At 43.8% G+C, this 16905-nt stretch carries 18 protein-coding genes; 6 read left to right on the top strand and 12 right to left on the bottom strand.

Annotated elements, in window-relative coordinates:
- The first annotated feature begins 56 nt into the window (after positions 1-56).
- The 4 genes from KHS38_RS18575 to KHS38_RS18560 all read left to right on the top strand — a co-directional run bounded on the left by KHS38_RS18575 (position 57) and on the right by KHS38_RS18560 (position 4209).
- On the top strand, positions 57-1259 hold the full coding sequence (locus tag KHS38_RS18575) for a DUF763 domain-containing protein (RefSeq protein ID WP_213490057.1): 1203 nt from the start codon (positions 57-59) through the stop codon (positions 1257-1259).
- 175 nt (positions 1260-1434) lie between these two features.
- The gene (locus KHS38_RS18570; RefSeq protein ID WP_213490056.1) at positions 1435-2640 is read left to right on the top strand and encodes an MFS transporter; all 1206 of its coding nucleotides are present in this window, start codon (positions 1435-1437) and stop codon (positions 2638-2640) included.
- 138 nt (positions 2641-2778) lie between these two features.
- Positions 2779-3462 (top strand): hypothetical protein, encoded by a 684-nt coding sequence (locus tag KHS38_RS18565; RefSeq protein WP_249665473.1) that lies wholly within the window; start codon positions 2779-2781, stop codon positions 3460-3462.
- Positions 3463-3474: 12 nt separating this feature from the next.
- On the top strand, positions 3475-4209 hold the full coding sequence (locus KHS38_RS18560; protein ID WP_213490055.1) for a hypothetical protein: 735 nt from the start codon (positions 3475-3477) through the stop codon (positions 4207-4209).
- Between the two features lie 90 nt (positions 4210-4299).
- Here the strand turns inward: KHS38_RS18560 and KHS38_RS18555 are convergent, their stop codons facing one another.
- Positions 4300-5295, bottom strand: a complete 996-nt coding sequence (locus KHS38_RS18555; protein WP_213490054.1) for a YhdH/YhfP family quinone oxidoreductase — start codon at positions 5293-5295, stop codon at positions 4300-4302.
- A gap of 191 nt (positions 5296-5486) precedes the next feature.
- Here KHS38_RS18555 and KHS38_RS18550 point away from each other — a divergent pair, with 191 nt between their 5' ends.
- The gene (locus tag KHS38_RS18550; protein ID WP_213490053.1) at positions 5487-6146 is read left to right on the top strand and encodes a hypothetical protein; all 660 of its coding nucleotides are present in this window, start codon (positions 5487-5489) and stop codon (positions 6144-6146) included.
- Positions 6147-6163: 17 nt separating this feature from the next.
- Here the strand turns inward: KHS38_RS18550 and radC are convergent, their stop codons facing one another.
- The 3 genes from radC to KHS38_RS18535 form a co-directional block, all read right to left on the bottom strand.
- A complete protein-coding gene (gene radC / locus KHS38_RS18545) occupies positions 6164-6862 on the bottom strand; it encodes a RadC family protein (RefSeq protein ID WP_213490052.1) in 699 nt (232 codons plus the stop codon).
- An 83-nt stretch (positions 6863-6945) separates the two neighbouring features.
- Positions 6946-7200 carry a 30S ribosomal protein S20 gene (rpsT, locus tag KHS38_RS18540; protein ID WP_213490051.1) on the bottom strand — a complete coding sequence of 85 codons (255 nt, stop codon included), beginning with the start codon at positions 7198-7200 and terminating at the stop codon, positions 6946-6948.
- A gap of 141 nt (positions 7201-7341) precedes the next feature.
- On the bottom strand, positions 7342-8037 hold the full coding sequence (locus tag KHS38_RS18535; RefSeq protein WP_213490050.1) for a DUF4397 domain-containing protein: 696 nt from the start codon (positions 8035-8037) through the stop codon (positions 7342-7344).
- A gap of 281 nt (positions 8038-8318) precedes the next feature.
- On the opposite strand from KHS38_RS18535, the gene KHS38_RS18530 reads away from it, so the two are divergent.
- Entirely contained in the window at positions 8319-9224 is a 906-nt protein-coding gene (locus tag KHS38_RS18530) for a zinc dependent phospholipase C family protein (RefSeq protein ID WP_213490049.1), read from the top strand.
- On the opposite strand, the gene KHS38_RS18525 is transcribed toward KHS38_RS18530, so the two are convergent.
- From KHS38_RS18525 to KHS38_RS18490, 8 genes are all read right to left on the bottom strand, one after another.
- On the bottom strand, positions 9195-9842 hold the full coding sequence (locus KHS38_RS18525; protein ID WP_213490048.1) for a DedA family protein: 648 nt from the start codon (positions 9840-9842) through the stop codon (positions 9195-9197). The genes KHS38_RS18530 and KHS38_RS18525 overlap by 30 nt on opposite strands.
- Before the next feature lie 46 nt (positions 9843-9888).
- Positions 9889-10464 (bottom strand): DUF4397 domain-containing protein, encoded by a 576-nt coding sequence (locus tag KHS38_RS18520; RefSeq protein ID WP_213490047.1) that lies wholly within the window; start codon positions 10462-10464, stop codon positions 9889-9891.
- A gap of 145 nt (positions 10465-10609) precedes the next feature.
- Complete coding sequence (locus KHS38_RS18515; protein ID WP_213490046.1) at positions 10610-11314, bottom strand: DUF4397 domain-containing protein; 705 nt, start codon at positions 11312-11314, stop codon at positions 10610-10612.
- A 121-nt stretch (positions 11315-11435) separates the two neighbouring features.
- Complete coding sequence (dnaN, locus tag KHS38_RS18510) at positions 11436-12560, bottom strand: DNA polymerase III subunit beta (RefSeq protein ID WP_213490045.1); 1125 nt, start codon at positions 12558-12560, stop codon at positions 11436-11438.
- A gap of 33 nt (positions 12561-12593) precedes the next feature.
- Entirely contained in the window at positions 12594-14993 is a 2400-nt protein-coding gene (gldG, locus tag KHS38_RS18505) for a gliding motility-associated ABC transporter substrate-binding protein GldG (RefSeq protein WP_213490044.1), read from the bottom strand.
- A gap of 54 nt (positions 14994-15047) precedes the next feature.
- A complete protein-coding gene (locus tag KHS38_RS18500) occupies positions 15048-15578 on the bottom strand; it encodes a hypothetical protein (RefSeq protein ID WP_213490043.1) in 531 nt (176 codons plus the stop codon).
- A 40-nt stretch (positions 15579-15618) separates the two neighbouring features.
- Entirely contained in the window at positions 15619-16326 is a 708-nt protein-coding gene (locus KHS38_RS18495) for an ATP-binding cassette domain-containing protein (RefSeq protein WP_213490042.1), read from the bottom strand.
- A gap of 168 nt (positions 16327-16494) precedes the next feature.
- Complete coding sequence (locus KHS38_RS18490; protein ID WP_213490041.1) at positions 16495-16830, bottom strand: magnetosome magnetite crystal formation protein family; 336 nt, start codon at positions 16828-16830, stop codon at positions 16495-16497.
- Between the last annotated feature and the right edge of the window lie 75 nt (positions 16831-16905).

Here is a 16905-nt window from a genome sequence, read left to right as displayed (position 1 = left end):
TGAGTTATCAGGAGCACCTTAAAGCTGTTAAATCTTTTTTAACTAAATTTGTTAGCATGAAACGTTCGGGCAGTGCTGATTTACCTTTACATTATGGGCAGGTGCCGGCATGGCTGCACGAGCGCATGTCGAAACTTGGGCTGGCGGTGGTAGAGACCATGGCAATGGAATATGGCCCGGGCGAAGTAATAGCCCGCTTTAGCGATCCGTTCTGGTTCCAGAGCCTGGGTGCTGTAATGGGCATGGACTGGCATTCATCCGGCATTACTACTTCGGTGATGGGTGCACTTAAAAAGGCAATTAACCCGCATGCCAAGCAATTAGGTATTTATATATGCGGCGGCAAAGGCAAGCAATCTACCCAAACACCGGCCGAGTTACTTAAGCTTAGCGAGCTAACAGGGCTTGATGGCGATTACCTGGTTAAATGCAGCAAACTGAGCGCAAAGGTAGATAATACCGCCGTGCAGGATGGATTTCAGCTTTACCTGCATAATTTTATTGTTAGCAGCCAGGGGCAATGGACGGTGATACAGCAGGGCATGAATGCCAACAGCCGCACGGCGCGGCGCTATCACTGGCATTCAGGTGCATTGACCTCCTTTGTGAGCGACCCGCACACTGCTATCTGCGGGCAAAACACCGGCCGCATACTCAATATGGCCGATGCCCGTGCTGATAGTTCCCGCGCTGCCATCATGAGCATGGCAGCTGAAGATCCCGACCGCATGCTAAAGGAGGTTGCCCACTTGGTACTGCCTTCACACCATGAAGTAACAGCTAAAGATGTTGACCTAAAACGTTTGGGTGCGGTGTTGTGGCTGGCGCATGAAAAACAACCCAAAGATTTTGAAGAGTTACTGCTTCTGCAGGGCGTTGGTCCGCGTACGCTGCAATCATTGGCTTTGGTTAGCGAAGTAATATATGGCACACCGGCGCGCTTTACCGACCCAGCCCGTTACTCTTTTGCCCACGGCGGTAAAGACGGGCATCCTTTCCCGGTACCTACCCGTGTGTATGATGAAACCATCAGCGTGTTGCAAAAATCCATACAGCAAGCTAAAATAGGCAACACGGAAAAAGCCCAGGCCATTAAGAGCCTTACGCAGATAGCGCAAAAAGCAGAAGCCGGCTTTACACCGAACGCCGATTTTGATAAAGTTATAGAAAAGGAACGTGCCGAATCATGGCGCTATGGCGGTCGCACCGTTTTTGGTGAAGCTAAAAAGGCGGGCAGCCAGCAGTTAAAGCTATTTTGATCAATTATCAGACTAACAGCCTGATCACTCTATCAATAACGCAGTCTGCTATCTGCTCATTTATCCATAATATAATCACCTTTTGAAAAACAAATCCTTAACTATACGTTAATTAAACATAGTTTTTGCCGATAAGCGTTGTTATACCTACTGACCACACCTGTATGCTATTCAAATGTCAGACAAGCCGACAAAACGAAGCTCTATTGCCTTAAACTGGTTAAATTTTTTTGCTGCCGATGTTAGCGATGGCGTAGGCCCATTTTTAGCGGTATACCTGGCTACCAACCTCCATTGGAAATCCGGACAGATTGGTATGGCCATTGCCGCTACAACATTTTCAATGGTTATAGCGCAAGGGCCAGCTGGTTATATAGTAGATAAGATACGCCGGAAAAGACTGCCCATTATTATTGCTTCGCTTATATCAGGCGTGGTCGCATTTTGTTATCCGTTTTACCAAAGCTTTCTGCCTATCATTATTAGCCAGGTAGTACTTGGGCTATCGGCTTCTTTTTACATACCTACACTGGTAGCGCTGGCATCTGTTATGTCGGGCAAAGGTGAGTTTGACCGCACCATTAGTAAAAACCAAAGCTTTAACCATGCCGGCAACGTAGCCTCGGCCGTGTTTACCGGGGTGGTGGCCCGCTTTACCAACAATGCCGGTATATTTTATGTAATGATGGCACTAGCCGTCATGTGTACGGTAAGCGCATCCTTCATCGCCCAAAAAGATGTGGAAGATAAGCAGCCCAAAGCTGAGAACGCACAGGAAAAAGAAGACAAGAAGGGCTTTATAAAACAACTGTGGAGCAATAAGCCATTCCTTATATTTTTACTATTAACAGTTATCTTCTACTTTTCGAACGGTGCACTACTACCCCTGGTAGCGCAAGAGATCACCAAAACAGCCAAAGGAAATTCAACGCTCTACTTATCGGCCTGCATAATTATTGCCCAATTGGTGATGATACCCACCGTATACATATGCGGCAAACAAGCAGGCAAAGGCCGCAAAAAACTGCTCATGATTGCTTTTATGCTATTGGCCGCCCGTGCGTTTATTTATGCTTTTACCGATAAAACGTGGCACTTGCTGGTACTGCAGGTTATGGACGGCATGGCCGCAGGCGTATTCAGCGTGGTGGCTATTATGGTAGTTGATGATTTAATGGGCAACTCGGATGTTGCCAGCTTTGCGCAAGGCTTACTGGCCACTTCACTAAGCCTGGGATCAACACTCAGCAACCTATCAGCAGGATTTATAGTAGACGCAGCAGGATTTAAAATTGGCTTTATATTTTTATGCGCGTTAGCGTTAGGGGCACTTTTTTTGTTATGGAAAGTAATGCCTGAAACAAAAAAGGCAACTGATTAAAAGAGAGACAGCGACGATTACTTACAAAAACAAGAACCAAATGCTTATATCTGTTTAAACAAAAAACGAATAAATTTCAATATCTTCAACCCCTGTAAAATTTAATTGCAGATACTTTAAGCTAACAGGGCTTTTGATATGAGATTTTCAACCATCATTTTTCTTACCTTATTACTTTTTTGTCAGTACACAAAAGCTCAGTTAACAGAAGGTTACAATTCTTCACTATCACATAAAAAGCAAGTAACCCTTAACATTGGCAGCCAGGGTGCCGGTGCGGAGTTTGGTTATGGCATTGTGCCACGTGCTGCGGCAAGGCTGGGTGCTAATTTTATTCCGGTAACGGCTTATAATGTTTATCGTGTAACCGGTTTCAACTCCACCTCTAAGGCTTCAGCCAAATTTAACAACATTCACCTGCTGGGCGATTTCATTCCCTTTAAAACACATTCCGGCTTTCGGCTGGTTGGTGGTGTAGCTTACTTTTTTAAAGCAAGCGGCGATTTAACAATTATCCCATCCGAACACTATACGTATGGTGACATTGAACTTTCTGAAGAGCAGGTTGGCACCGTAACAGCCAGTGCCGATTGGGGCGGTATAGCGCCTTACTTAGGTTTAGGACTAGCTAATTTATTCCCTACCGGGCACTTTAATATTAATTTTGATCTTGGTACCTATTACTTAGGCAAGCCAAAAGCCCGCATGGTTGGCACTGGTATTTTAGAAAGCAACGCTTCGCAAACGGGCCAGTTTCAGACCAATATTAATAACTACCGCTTTATGCCGGTGCTGCAGTTAAATTTCAACTACAAACTTTAATTTTCCGTATTTATGCGCGTTGCTTACAAAATTATACTTTCCGTACTACTGTTAGTGGCTTCGGCCTGTACCAAGCCCACTGAGGATATCAAAATCATTGTTGATACCAATATCATCAAATACACGGCACTCATACATGTAACAGATGGCGCTACAGGCGGGATTGCACCTGCCGGCGCCCAAATTAAGATATCAGGCGGTGCCGCTCAGCAGGTATATGAGTTATCGGGTAAAAAGGATATTCATTTAACCGCAGGTACGGTTACCATTGGCTTGGGCCCCGATGTACACCCTGCTGCCAACCAGCCGATAAGCATCACGGTAGAAATCAGCGCTGCAGGCTACAAAACGGTTAGCCAGCAGGTTACATTTACAGCCAATCAATTGCAACAAATAATCAATATTGGCTTAATCAAAACCGGATCAAACCAGGAACCGGTTTCATTACCGCCACCGACTGTATACATGCCGGTGAGTTTAAATTTTACCGGCACTTGCGCCAGCCGAAACAATTTACAGATCAGGCCCAGCGTATATGTATTCTTTAAAGAAACCGGATCTGGCATGCCTTTCCAATATTTGGGATATGTAGATAAAGGCGACATCACGACTTCCTACCTGGCCTTGGGCAAAACCTATGATTTTCAGATTACCTATGGCGGCGAAAGCCACCAGGTACGTCAAAAAATTGAGCAGGCAAGCTATAACCTGACCATTGATATGGGCAATGCCTGCAATAACTTTTGATAGGCTTTGGTTTATAAGCCACTGCCAAGAGATTCAATAAAGGCCTGTAAGTAATATTACAGGCCTTTATTTTGGTTTATATTTTGGATTCTAATCGTGTACGAGTACATATCTGCCCTTAGCTTGTCCGTGCAAAATATCGTTTAGCTTAGCGGGTAATTCAGGTAGACGGATGTTTTGGATGAGGCTACTCAAGTTTGCGGGTTTCCACTCGCTGGCCAATAGTTCCCACAAAGGCCGGCGCTGCTCGAGCGGTACCATAACCGAATCAATACCGGCCAAATGCACGCCACGCAAAATAAACGGAAATATGGTAGTGCTCAGCTCTGTGCCTGCAACCATTCCGCAACAAGTTACTACTCCTCCGTATTGCGTAGCTTTCAACATGCCCGATAAAATAGCTCCACCCGTGGTATCTATTGCAGCAGCAAAGGCGGGTGTTGCTAAAGGCTTGACATTATATGTATCTGTAAATTCTGCACGGTTAATAATGCTACTGGCACCTAAAGTATTGAGCAAAAAGCTTTCGTCGTTTTTACCCGATATTGCCGTTACTTCGTACCCTAACTTAGCCAGTATAGCCGTGGCTAAACCACCCACCCCACCTGTAGCACCACTAACTGCAACAGGGCCACGCTCAGGCTTGATACCGGCTCTGATTACTTCGTGAACCGACAAAGCTGCTGTTAAACCGGCCGTACCGTAGCTCATGGCTTCATGCAGTGATAATCCGGCAGGTAAAGGCAAAGCCCAAGCAGCAGGCACGCTAATGTATTCGCCAAAACCGCCCCAGGTATTCATACCCATATCAAAACCTGTTATCAGCACTTCATCACCTTCGGCAAACTGAGCAGATTTAGATTTAATAACTATCCCGGCTGCATCCACACCCGGTACATGCGGGTACTTTTTGGTAACACCCTTATTACCCGATGCCGACAGCGCATCCTTAAAATTAATACATGAATACTTTACCTGGATCAACAAATCGTTGTCAGGCAGCTGTGCCAGGTCAAGCGGTTTAATTTCTTGAGTAAATTCGCCTTCTGCTTCGGTAACCAGCAGGGCATTAAATAATGTATACATAGGCGGTTGCTTGTTATAGCTAAAGTAGTTACTTTTTAATGCAACCTATATTATGGCTGGTCAGTTTGAATTCATTTTACAGCTTATTCATAAAAGGATTAGTTGTCATTCGATTAAACCCTAATTACCAAACATCATCTTACTGTTGTTTAATTAGCATTTCAACCACTTTATTTAACTTTACTCACACCATGAAACCTAAACATTCTATACTCCTTCTGTTAACGCTATGCTATTGCCAGCTCATTCAGGCACAAGCTTTACTTCATGTAAACCTGGTTGCAAAAAGCAATAACGCCTACATCCAGTCTATAGATTTCAAAACAGGAAGCCTATTGCTTCGACTTAGTTCAAAAGGAACTATCAAGCTGAATACTTTACGCAACAATGCCAGTTATGAGTATTGGGATAGCATAGATGGCGCTTACCGTAACGGAAAGTTAAAAGCTATAAACAATATTGCTATCGACTATTATGATGAATTCAATATGGATGGGAACACCGGAAAACTTAAATGCGTAGGTAGTTTGCCGGTTACTTATTATGATCGCTTTGATATGAATGGCAATACAGGTAAAGTAAAATCGATAGGAAACATCACCTTCACTTATTATGATCGCTTTGATATGAACGGCAATATCGGCAAGCTTAAATCAATTGGCGATATGGCTGTAACCTACTATGACAGATTTGACATGAATGGAAATGAAGGAAAACTCAAATCAATCGGTAACGCCACCATTGTCTATTACGACAGGTTTAGCAGCAGCAACGATTATGGTAAAATTAAATCCATTGATGGCAAGAATCCTTTTTTACATGTAATTGATCGCTCGGATAATCGATTTTGAGCTGATACTGTATTTGTCTACAGCAAGCCTTCATCTGCGAAGCTAAAGTAACCACCATCAGTAATAATCAAATGATCTAACACGCCGATATCGAGTATGCGGCCTGCCTGATGTATTTTTCGGGTGAGATCTATATCTTGCTGACTGGGTTTCAGGTTACCCGATGGATGATTATGTGCCAGGATGATGGAGGAAGCCTGGTGCTGTAATGCTATGTGGAAGATGATCTTAGGATCGGCAACAGTACCCGACAAACCGCCTTTGCTAATAAGTTCCTTTGAAATAATTTTACAGCTACGGCTCAATAGCAGTACCCAGAATTCTTCATGATTCAGATCAACTAAATGGCGGCGCAGTACTTGATATACACTATGGCTGCCGTTCACTACTTCAGGCACTTTTATTTCAGTATCATTACGGCGGCGGCCCAACTCCAGGGCTGCAATGATGGAGATAGCTTTAGCTTCGCCAATACCTTTAAATTTTGAAAGCTCTGCCACAGAAACCTTACCCAGCTTTTGCAAATCATTATCGTAATGGTGCAGAATGCGTTTACTCAACTCCACTGCCGACTCTGTTCGGCTACCCGAGCCAATTAGTATAGCAATCAGTTCCGCATCGCTTAATGCACGGCGGCCTTGTGCCGCCAGCTTTTCGCGCGGCCGGTCTTCCTCGGCCCATGCCTTGATACTGATTTTGGTTTCGCACACTTCCATGCCGTTAAACTATTTAAAAAACTGCACAAAACAAAAAAGGCTGCACTTTCGGGCAGCCTTTTAAAATGACACTAAAACTAATATTATTGTAAGCCGTTAACGAATTTAGTCAGTTTTGACTTATTGTTAGATGCTTTATTTTTATGAATAACGTTTTTCTTAGCTAAACGATCCAGCATAGAAATCACTTTAGTTAATAAAGGAGCAGCGTCAGCTTTGCTTGTAGTGCTTCTTAATTTTTTAATAGCGTTTCTGGTTGTTTTAGCCTGATACCTGTTACGCAGACGCTTCGCAGCGTTGGCTCTGATTCTTTTAATTGCTGATTTATGATTTGCCATTTTAGCTAATATTCTTTCTTTATTTTTCGGACTGCAAATATATAGCAAAAAAATATATTTGGCAAGTACATATTAAATTTTCTTAAAGCAACTTCTCACAGCGGTACCAGCGGCTGTAATTCTTTAGCGGTTAGCTATCAGCTAATTATTCTTAAATACGCCTACGCTAAAAGGTGCATTTGCACTACCGCCTATCAGTCCCTTAGCGTATACGGTGTAAATTTTGCCACTTTCAAGCGTAACATTGTTCAAAGTAGCCGAACGGGTATTGCCGTTAGCAACATTAAAAAAGTAAGTTCCCGCACTTAGTTCTGTATACGTGGTTGCCGCACGGTAGGGCTGATCTGTATACACGGTACTGTTATTAACCAATAAACGGGCCGATGTAGCACTTGGAGATGCATTTACAAAGCGAATTTTGACTTTCCCTGCTGCAGGCGCCGTTAAATCGTCAGTAACCGTAACCAAGCCTAAAGCCGAGCTTTGACCAACCATAAAAACGGTATAGTTTCCGTTGGCATCAAATTGTCCTTTTGAGCTAACCAAAGTATTTTCCGATGCGTTTTTTGCGGTAATGTCCTGTTCACCCAAAAATGTTTTATTGTAGCCTGATGCATTACCAAAGCTTACCAATTGTGGCGTTCTCAGAATATTTTCTACGTACAAACCGGCATCTCCGGCATCGGGGCTTGCATTAATAAAGTTTACATTTGCGGCAATGGTATCCTTAAAATCATAAGGGTCGTCCTTTTTGCACGACGAGAATAAAGTAATGCCTAAAAAGCCAAAGAGAGCGCAGATCATCACCTGCTTCAAGGTAATTGTAGATAATTTCATAGATAGGATTGATATGTTAACAATTGTTGGTATGTGAATACCACTGCGAATATATACGCGAAAATGTACGTTTTGGTACATGAGTTTCTTAATTTTATAGCATAACAAGTTGCCAAAAACTGTAAACAGGCCAAACATCCTCAAAACCAAACCATTAAAGCTTGATTAGATCTTTAATAAAATTTGCACTCAGTATATTACTAATAACCATTTGTTCGGCCTGGGGATTCTATGCGCATTACCGATTTAATAGGATGGCGGTATTTACTTTACCCAAGGGCATGAGCGATTTTTACCAGCGCCATATCGACTACCTGACTGAGCATGCCGTTACCCCGGATAAGCTACGTTATATAGATTCAACAGAAATACCGCATCATTTTTTCAATGCAGACCATTATGGTAAAGATCCGTTTCATACCGTTCCGCAAAAATGGAATGATGCTGTTTTGAAATACTCTGCCGATACACTGAACAAATACGGCACCTTGCCCTGGAGTATACAATACCAGTATTACCGGCTGGTGAATGCCTTTAAAAATCACGATACCAGTGCAATATTGCACGCTTCTGCATTTTTAGGCCATTATGTGGCCGATGCCTGTGTACCCCTGCACCTTACGCAAAATCATGACGGACAGCTTACCCATCAGGAAGGCATACATGCGTTATGGGAAAGCCGCCTGCCCGAACAGTTTGGCAATCAGTACAATTTTTATGCAGGCAAGGCTCACTATCTGGAGAATCCGCTGTGGCAGGCTTTTATTATTTGCCGCAGCTCATATAAATGTGTAGACTCAGTCTTGCGTATTGAACGACAGTTGAGCAAAACCTTTCCGGCCGACCAAAAGTATACTACCGTTATGCGTGGTAAGCGTAAACTTACCGATTACTCTCCTACCTATTGCCGCGCCTATCAAAAAGCTTTAAATGGGATGGTACAGCGGCGTGCACGCATGGCTATTGCAAACATCGGCAACTATTGGTATTCGGCATGGGTAGATGCCGGACAGCCCGACCTAAATAAACTGATTGATACGCCGCTCACGCTGTTGCACAAACAGGCCTTAGCCCATGAAGCTTTATTATACCGTCAGGGTAAAGCAGGCATGCTACCCAACCATGGCTTGGTTAATAAAACAATTGCAGATGAAAAATCAGGCAGACTTACGAAAACGGCCCCTTAACGCAGCATAAATTGGCGGCACGATGGATGCCAGCACAATAGCCAAAGCAATCAGCGAAAAGTTCTTTTTGAAAAATGGAACAGTACCCAGTAAATAACCCAAGGCCAAAAAAGTAACCACCCAGGCTACGCCGCCTACAATGTTATATAAACTGTACTTTCCAAGCGGCATACGGCCAACGCCTGCCACAAATGGAGCCACCGTACGAATGATAGGCATAAAACGGCTAAAGATAACCGCTTTACCACCATGCTTATCAAAAAAGGCTTGTGTTTGCAGGTAGTAATCTAATTTGAGAATTTTATTCTGCGGCTTAAATACTTTGGGCCCTAAGTAATTACCCAATAAATAATTTACAGTGTTACCGGTAAAGGCAGCCACAATTAACAGTAAAGCCAGTATAAAGATGCTTAACCCTGTATTACCACCAGCAATAAGTGCACCGGCTGCAAACAACAGCGAATCGCCGGGCAAAAACGGCGTAACCACAAAACCTGTTTCGGCAAAGATGATCAGAAAAAGGATGAGGTAAGTCCATCCGTGGTACTGGCTCATTATTTCGGCCAGGTGCTTATCAATATGCAGTATAAAGTCTATCAGGCTGTGTACGTATTCCACTGTTCAAAAATTTTCACCAAAAATAGAAATACATTTCAAACCGGCATCATTTATTCGTAATGTAAGCCAGGCTTAGCCGAGCCGTATCGTTTGTAGCACGGTTGGGAATCCCCTTTGAGTACATGGTATATAAACCGCCATCGCGAATGGTTACATTTTGCACATTAGCCAGTTCTGTTGAGTTACCCGCAGCATAGGCTTTAAAAGTGTAGTTACCGGCCGGCAGTACCACATAAGGAGATACAGTATTAAACTTTATTGCTTTAAGTACAGGCGTACCATTTGCCCATAAATCAAACGCCGTGGTTGTTGGCGATGCGTTAACAAAGCGAAGTTTACCACCCTTACCTATCGGCGCCAGCGTAGCCGTATCATCAGCTAAAAATAAATGATATATGGAATCCGTAAATAAACCGGTTACAAATAAGGAGTATCTGGTATTGGACCTTAGTGAGTCGGTGATATTAAACAAAACATTACCGTTACGCAAAGAGCGGATTTGCAGCCCCCGGTTAGTGATACCCACAGATGCATAAGCGGGTGTTGAATTGTAACTATAACCCGTAGTGGTTTGCCTTACATCATTAATAAATAAATTAACTGGGTATAAATCCGGACTCATATTAGCGATGAGTAACTGCACATTTGATGGACTGGCATTTGTATTTTCTTCCTTACTGCAAGATGCTGTAACTACGATGAAAAACACACAGCATCCGGTTGCTATGTAATACCAAAACCTACGTGTAATATGTAACATACAACTTTTATTGATTAGTGATCAATTTTGCTTCGAATGCAGCATCGCCTGTTCCGTTTAACGATCCTTTTACAAACAAAGTATATAACCGCTGCGCTGCTAATGTAGCAGTGAGGGTAGCAAGCGGCGATGTAGCACTGCCGTTATAAACTTTAATAGTTTTTAATCTGGCAGTTACCCGCTTAAATGTACTTACAGACTTGTACGTGGCATTGTCAAACACCAGCGTATCATTCATGGTAATGCGCAGGGCCGGAACATTAGCCGCCGCATGCACAAATCTGATTCTCGAAATATTCCGTGTTGTATCAGTAATTAACGTATCAACGGTAACTATGGCCCCACTACGATTGTTAGTACTGGCAAATACGGAATACCTGATATTTGGCAAACTATCAAGCTTAAGCGGTAACGTAAATAAAGTATCTGTATTGCTTAAGTTTACCCTGTCAAACCCTTCTTTAAAAGCGAATTGCTGATTACCAAATGGTACAGTTAAGTATCCTGTTGATCCAGCAGGCAAGATACCGGCCGTATTTTGCCGCACGCCGTTCACATAAAAATCAATGGTTTCACTGGTTGTATTAACCACGTTCAGTAATGGGCCGGTTGATACCCGAGGCACTGAATCATCACCTTTTTTACAAGACGAGATAATGCCGACAGCTATGAAAACAATTAGCAGATAATATATAGACGAGATACGGTTCATGCGGCTTTTAATCCTATAACTCCTTATTTTTTTATTTGTTATATGGAGTTAATTAAAAAGTCCGGCCATAAGGTGATGGGCCGGACTCAAAGTATGATTAGTTTTAAAATCGGTTTTATAATTATGCGTAGCTATTAAGCATTACCGGCATCACCAGCATTAATATATCCTCGTTCTCATCGCCTCCCTGTGGCAGCAATAAACCTGCACGGTTAGGTGTAGACATATGTAACGATACTTCTTCGCTGCCCAGGTTTTTCAGCATCTCGATCAGGAAACGTGCATTAAAACCAATTTCCAGATCGTCGCCCTCATACTGGCAGCTCAAACGCTCATGCGCTTCATTTGAAAAATCTATATCTTCTGATGAAATATTCAGTTCGCTCCCGCTTACTTTTAAACGCACCTGGTGGGTGGTTTTATTGGCATAAATAGCCACACGCTGCAATGAACCCAAGAATGACTGACGGTCAATAGTTAATCTGTTCGGGTTGCTTTGCGGAATAACGGCTTCGTAATCCGGGTAACGCTCATCAATCAAACGGCAAACCAGGTTGATATTTCCAAAACGGAAGAAGGCACTGGTATTGTTATATTCAACAGATACATTCACATCGTCACTCGGCAGGGCTGATTTAAGCAGGTTAAGTGCTTTTTTAGGCAGAATGAAGGAAGTATTGCTGGCTGCATGCGCATCTTTACGACGGTAACGCACCAGTTTATGTGCATCAGTTGATACGAAGGTTAATGATTGCGGAGCTAACTGACAGAATACACCTGTCATAGCCGGGCGCAACTCATCATTACTTACAGCAAAAATAGTTTTGTTTATGGCTTCGGCCAGTACCGATGCCGGCAGGTTTACCGATGAAGCATTTTCAACTACCGGAATCTTTGGAAAATCCTCGCCATTCTCGCCGCTCAGCTTGTACTTACCATCACCAGCGCTAATCTCTATTGCAAAAGTTTTATCGTCTACCGAAAACGCAATAGGCTGTTCCGGCAATGATTTTAAAGTATCCAGCAATATGCGCGAAGGTATAGCGATACGGCCGTTCTCTTTAGCCTCAACTGCCAGCGAGGTGGTCATGCTGGTTTGCAGATCGGTAGCTGATATAGTCAGGTTACCTTCTTTGATCTCAAATAAAAAGTTTTCCAGTATAGGCAATACGGTACTGTTGCTTAACGCGCCGCTTACCGACTGCAATTGCTTCAGTAAAGTTAATGTCGAAACAATGAATCTCATAAACTATAATTAATCAAACCAAAAGTAGGAAAATTAATGAGCATACTTTCGCTTACGGTAATAATGTTGAAAAATAGCAAATATTAACACTATACCCAGCGGCACAACCGTGTTCACTACCTGCCAGTATAATTTTTCGTTACGTACACGAGCACGGTTAAGCAAACGCAGCTTTACTTCTTTGGCGCGCAGGTCAATCAACTTGGCATTGCCGGCCAGATAATCAACCATATTTAACAGCAGGTTTTTGTTACCAAAAGTTTGCTGTGTATAGCGATCTAATCCTAACGGGAAAGGCGAGCCATCCGATGCAACCTGATTTTTAAACACGTCACCATCGCTGATTACGATTATTTGCCCCGGCTTAGCGCTGTTATTCAGAACCTGTATTTGTTCATTCAGCCCTTCGGGCATGGGGCGGTTTTGAAAAGCCGAAACAAAATTACCCTCCAGTAAAACACTCACTGTTTTAACCGGGCTGCGAAACTGGCGCGGGTCGGGTTCCTGCTCAAGCGATTGTAGCGACAATGTGTATGGCGTTGTGATACCTTTATTATATGGCGACGAAGTAAGCAGTATCGTTTTCGTAGTGCCTTTAACGGCCAGCGTATCAATAGTACCGGCAAATTCACTGCGAATACCTTCCAGGTTTTTAACCAGCGGATGTTGGGCTATAGGCACAAATATGGGGTAAAACAGCCAGGGCACCATTTGTATTTGTGCCTGCCCGCCTACGTTGCCGGTAGCAACGGGTATTTGCCCGCAGTTCAGGTCGGCAATCAGGTCATAATTCAAACGCACGCCATAGCGGAACAGTTGATCATCCAGATTCAGCTGCTTAGGGAAAGCCAGCTGCTCGCCGCCATGCCCGCGCAAACTGTCCAGCTCGGCACTTACCTGATCGATGGTCCACAAAATATGGCCGCCCCGCATCAGGTACTGGTCTATCTTAAACTTTTCAATTTCGGTAAAAGCTTTATCAGGCTTAGGGATCACCAGAAGCTTGAGCTTTTCCATACCAGCAAATGGGATAGTCTGCAAATTTACCCTTCCTACCTCAAAGCCATCCGCCATGCTTTTCATAGCATCATTCAGCTGAACATCATTCAGTTCATTATGCCCTTCGGTAAAACCTACACGCGGCTTGCCCCCACTGGTCACTTTTTGAATAGCGGATGCAAAAGCATATTCCAGGTTTTGGATAGAATTGTTCAGCACTTCATCTGGCGAAAGGCCGATGCGGGTTTGCAGCAGCTTCACTCCTATCTCACGGTCACCTGCTTTTATCACCGCGGCGGGGAAGATAATTTTTTGGGAGAGGCCATTATCTGTTTTAACACTCAGGTTGGTAGGCTCAATACCTTGTGCCTGCATGCTCTGTATGGTTTGCTCCTGCTCTTGCTGATTTAGTCCCTCGAGCGGGTTAGCAAATTCAAAACGCAGTTTGCGGTGGCTGTAAGCCTGCAAATCGTTCAGCATATCGCGGGTGGCACGTTGCAGACGTTTCATGCCGCCGGGCAAGTCGCTACCCTGCAAGTAAACGGTTACCTGCACCGGTTTTGGCAGGCTATCCATCACACCCCGGCTAACGTTGGATAGGGTAAACCGCTTTTCGCTGGTAAAATCAAAACGGGTAAAGGTTAGGGCTGATAATACCCCGATCAACACTAATCCGGCCAGCAGTGCAGGCAAAGCCGTATAGCGCAGGTTTTTTTGCCTTTGCCGGGTAATAACCAATAATGTTAACCCCAAAAATAAACCAGATAGAATAATAAAATAAACCAGATCACGCGTATCAAGCACGCCGCGGCTCACCGATTCATAATGCCGGGCTATACCCAGCTCCTGCACATCCCAGTTTTGCAGGGATAGCAACTGACTAATGGAATCGAACCCGCTATAAAAAAAGTAGCAGATAAAAACAGCAATGGTAAAAGCAATGATCTGGTTTTTACTAACAGATGAGGCAAATAGCCCTATGGCTACAAATGCGGCTCCTAATAAAAACAAACCGATATAAGAGCCAGTTACCGCTCCGGTGTCCAAATTTCCCTGCGGAGTGCCCAAAACCGATACCGAGTATACATATAATAATGTAGGCAGCAAGGCAAACAACACCAGCACCACGCAGGCCAGGTACTTACCCAAAACAATTTGCCAATCGGTAAGGGGGCGGGTTACCAGCAGTTCAAAGGTACCCTCACGGCGTTCTTCGGCCAGTGAGCGCATGGTAACGGCGGGTATCAGGAAAATAAACAGGTACGGCGCTGTACTAAACAGGCTTTCCAGGCTGGCGTACCCGTATTCCAATATGCTCGATTCGGGGAACACCCATAAAAACAAACCCAGCACCAGCAAAAACACGCCGATGGTTACATAAGCGACCAACGAACTGAGGTAGGATGATATTTCTTTTTTCAGGATACTGAGCATACCAATTATAAATAAATCAAAGCGTTAAGTTGTTTGCTGATTTTTTTCGACACCTTACCTACCGAGGCGGTAAGCCACCCGAATAGCCACCTGTTGCATACGGTTGCGCGACCAGCTTTCGTACCGGAAACTGATATCCAGCGCACTGGCACTGCCATCACTTTTTAATGGCGTAACAAAGCCCGGCCCTATGGCATAAGCAAACAGTTTATCATGATTGCCATTGATCTGAATAGCGGCACCTAATTCGCCCTCGCCGTAAAAACCGGGGCCTAAAAAGTAACGGGCGCCTGCCCTTACAGGCACATAGGTATCGGTGCCGCCGGTGCTTCGTACCTGACCAAAATTAAAACTTTTGATATGCATAAAGTCTATCCCGCCGGTAAGCGTAGCACTTAATGTAGCTGCCACCGGAATTTCGAGCTTGGCGATAGCGCCATAGCTGGTATTATACAAGCTACGCTGCACAAACCCCACCTCGGGCCCCAAGCTAACAGCCGGACGTACATGCGCCATATCACCGCTTTGCGCAAAGGCGGCACCAAACCAAAAGCAAGCGCTTATGATGAGTAAAAGTTTCTTCATGTATCAATACTAATTTCAGGGAATAAGGGCCAAATGTAGTTTATCGGTTGGTTAAATTAACAAAGATAGCTTCAAGGGATTGACCGGCATGCGCTGCTTTCAGCCCCTGTAAACTATCATCAGCTACAATATGCCCTTTATTGATGATGACTACCCGGTTGCAAACGGCTTCTACTTCCTGCATAATATGCGTAGAAAGCACTACCGTTTTTTTTGCACCCAAATCTTTAATTAACTGACGGATACCAATGAGCTGGTTTGGATCCAGCCCGGATGTGGGCTCGTCCAGTATTAAAACCTCAGGGTTATGCAAAATAGCCTGTGCCAGGCCCACCCGCTGCTTGTACCCTTTTGATAACTGCCCTATCTTTTTGTGCTGCTCGGGGCCTAAGCCGGTTTGCTCAATTACCTCGGCAATACGTGCAGCCGGATTATGCAAGCCATGCACATTAGCTATAAAACCCAACGACTCTTTCACGTACATTTCGGCATACAGCGGGTTACTTTCGGGCAGATAACCAATATGCCTGCGCACGTCTAACGATTGTTTAGCAATATCAAACCCGCATACGCTGGCCGTACCCGAAGTTTGCGGCACAAAGCCAGTGAGCATTTTCATGGTGGTTGATTTACCGGCGCCGTTGGGCCCTAAAAAGCCCAGCACGCCAGGCTTTGCACTAAAGCTAATGGCATCTACCGCTTTTTGCGTACCGTAAATCTTAGTCAAACCTTCAACCTGAATACTCATAGCTGGCTAAATTATAAATGTGATTCAATATAACTAAATCAAACAGGCGCTTTTTGTTTGATGTTTGGTTATAAACATCTTGCTACAGCATCAGGTAACTATGCCTTAAAGCAAAAAAGAGGATTCCTTACGGAACCCTCTTTTGTCCAGGATAAGATATTAGGTATGTTAACTTTTCGAAAAATCAAATTTGCCTTCAAATAATCTCCCAACTATAGGCAGCGGCTTAAATGCTTCATTGTTAGCTGCAATTACACCCATCAATAAAAGTACTAATGACAAAATACTGATGATATAAGAGACGATATACAATCCCGGTATTACTGCAACCAGCACGCCCATAACTATTCCAAGCGCAAAGGATAAAATAATTAACCCGAGCGACTGCCCCAGATGGTAATTAACCAAAGGACTTTTATCTACGCTTTTTTTATACTCCAGATAAGATACTACCCAACCGATGATAGTGATGTAGGCAACTACGGCCATTGTTTTTTTTGACATAGCTTTTGTTTTTTATGGTTAATGATGTCCAAAATTAAGCGCTTGCTTATTAACTGCTTAAAATCAGCCGTCTAC

The organism is Mucilaginibacter sp. Bleaf8, assembly GCF_018390515.1.
Taxonomy (GTDB): Bacteria; Bacteroidota; Bacteroidia; order Sphingobacteriales; family Sphingobacteriaceae; genus Mucilaginibacter.
Note: the sequence above shows the minus strand (reverse complement) of the source record. Positions and strands in the feature narration are given on the sequence as shown.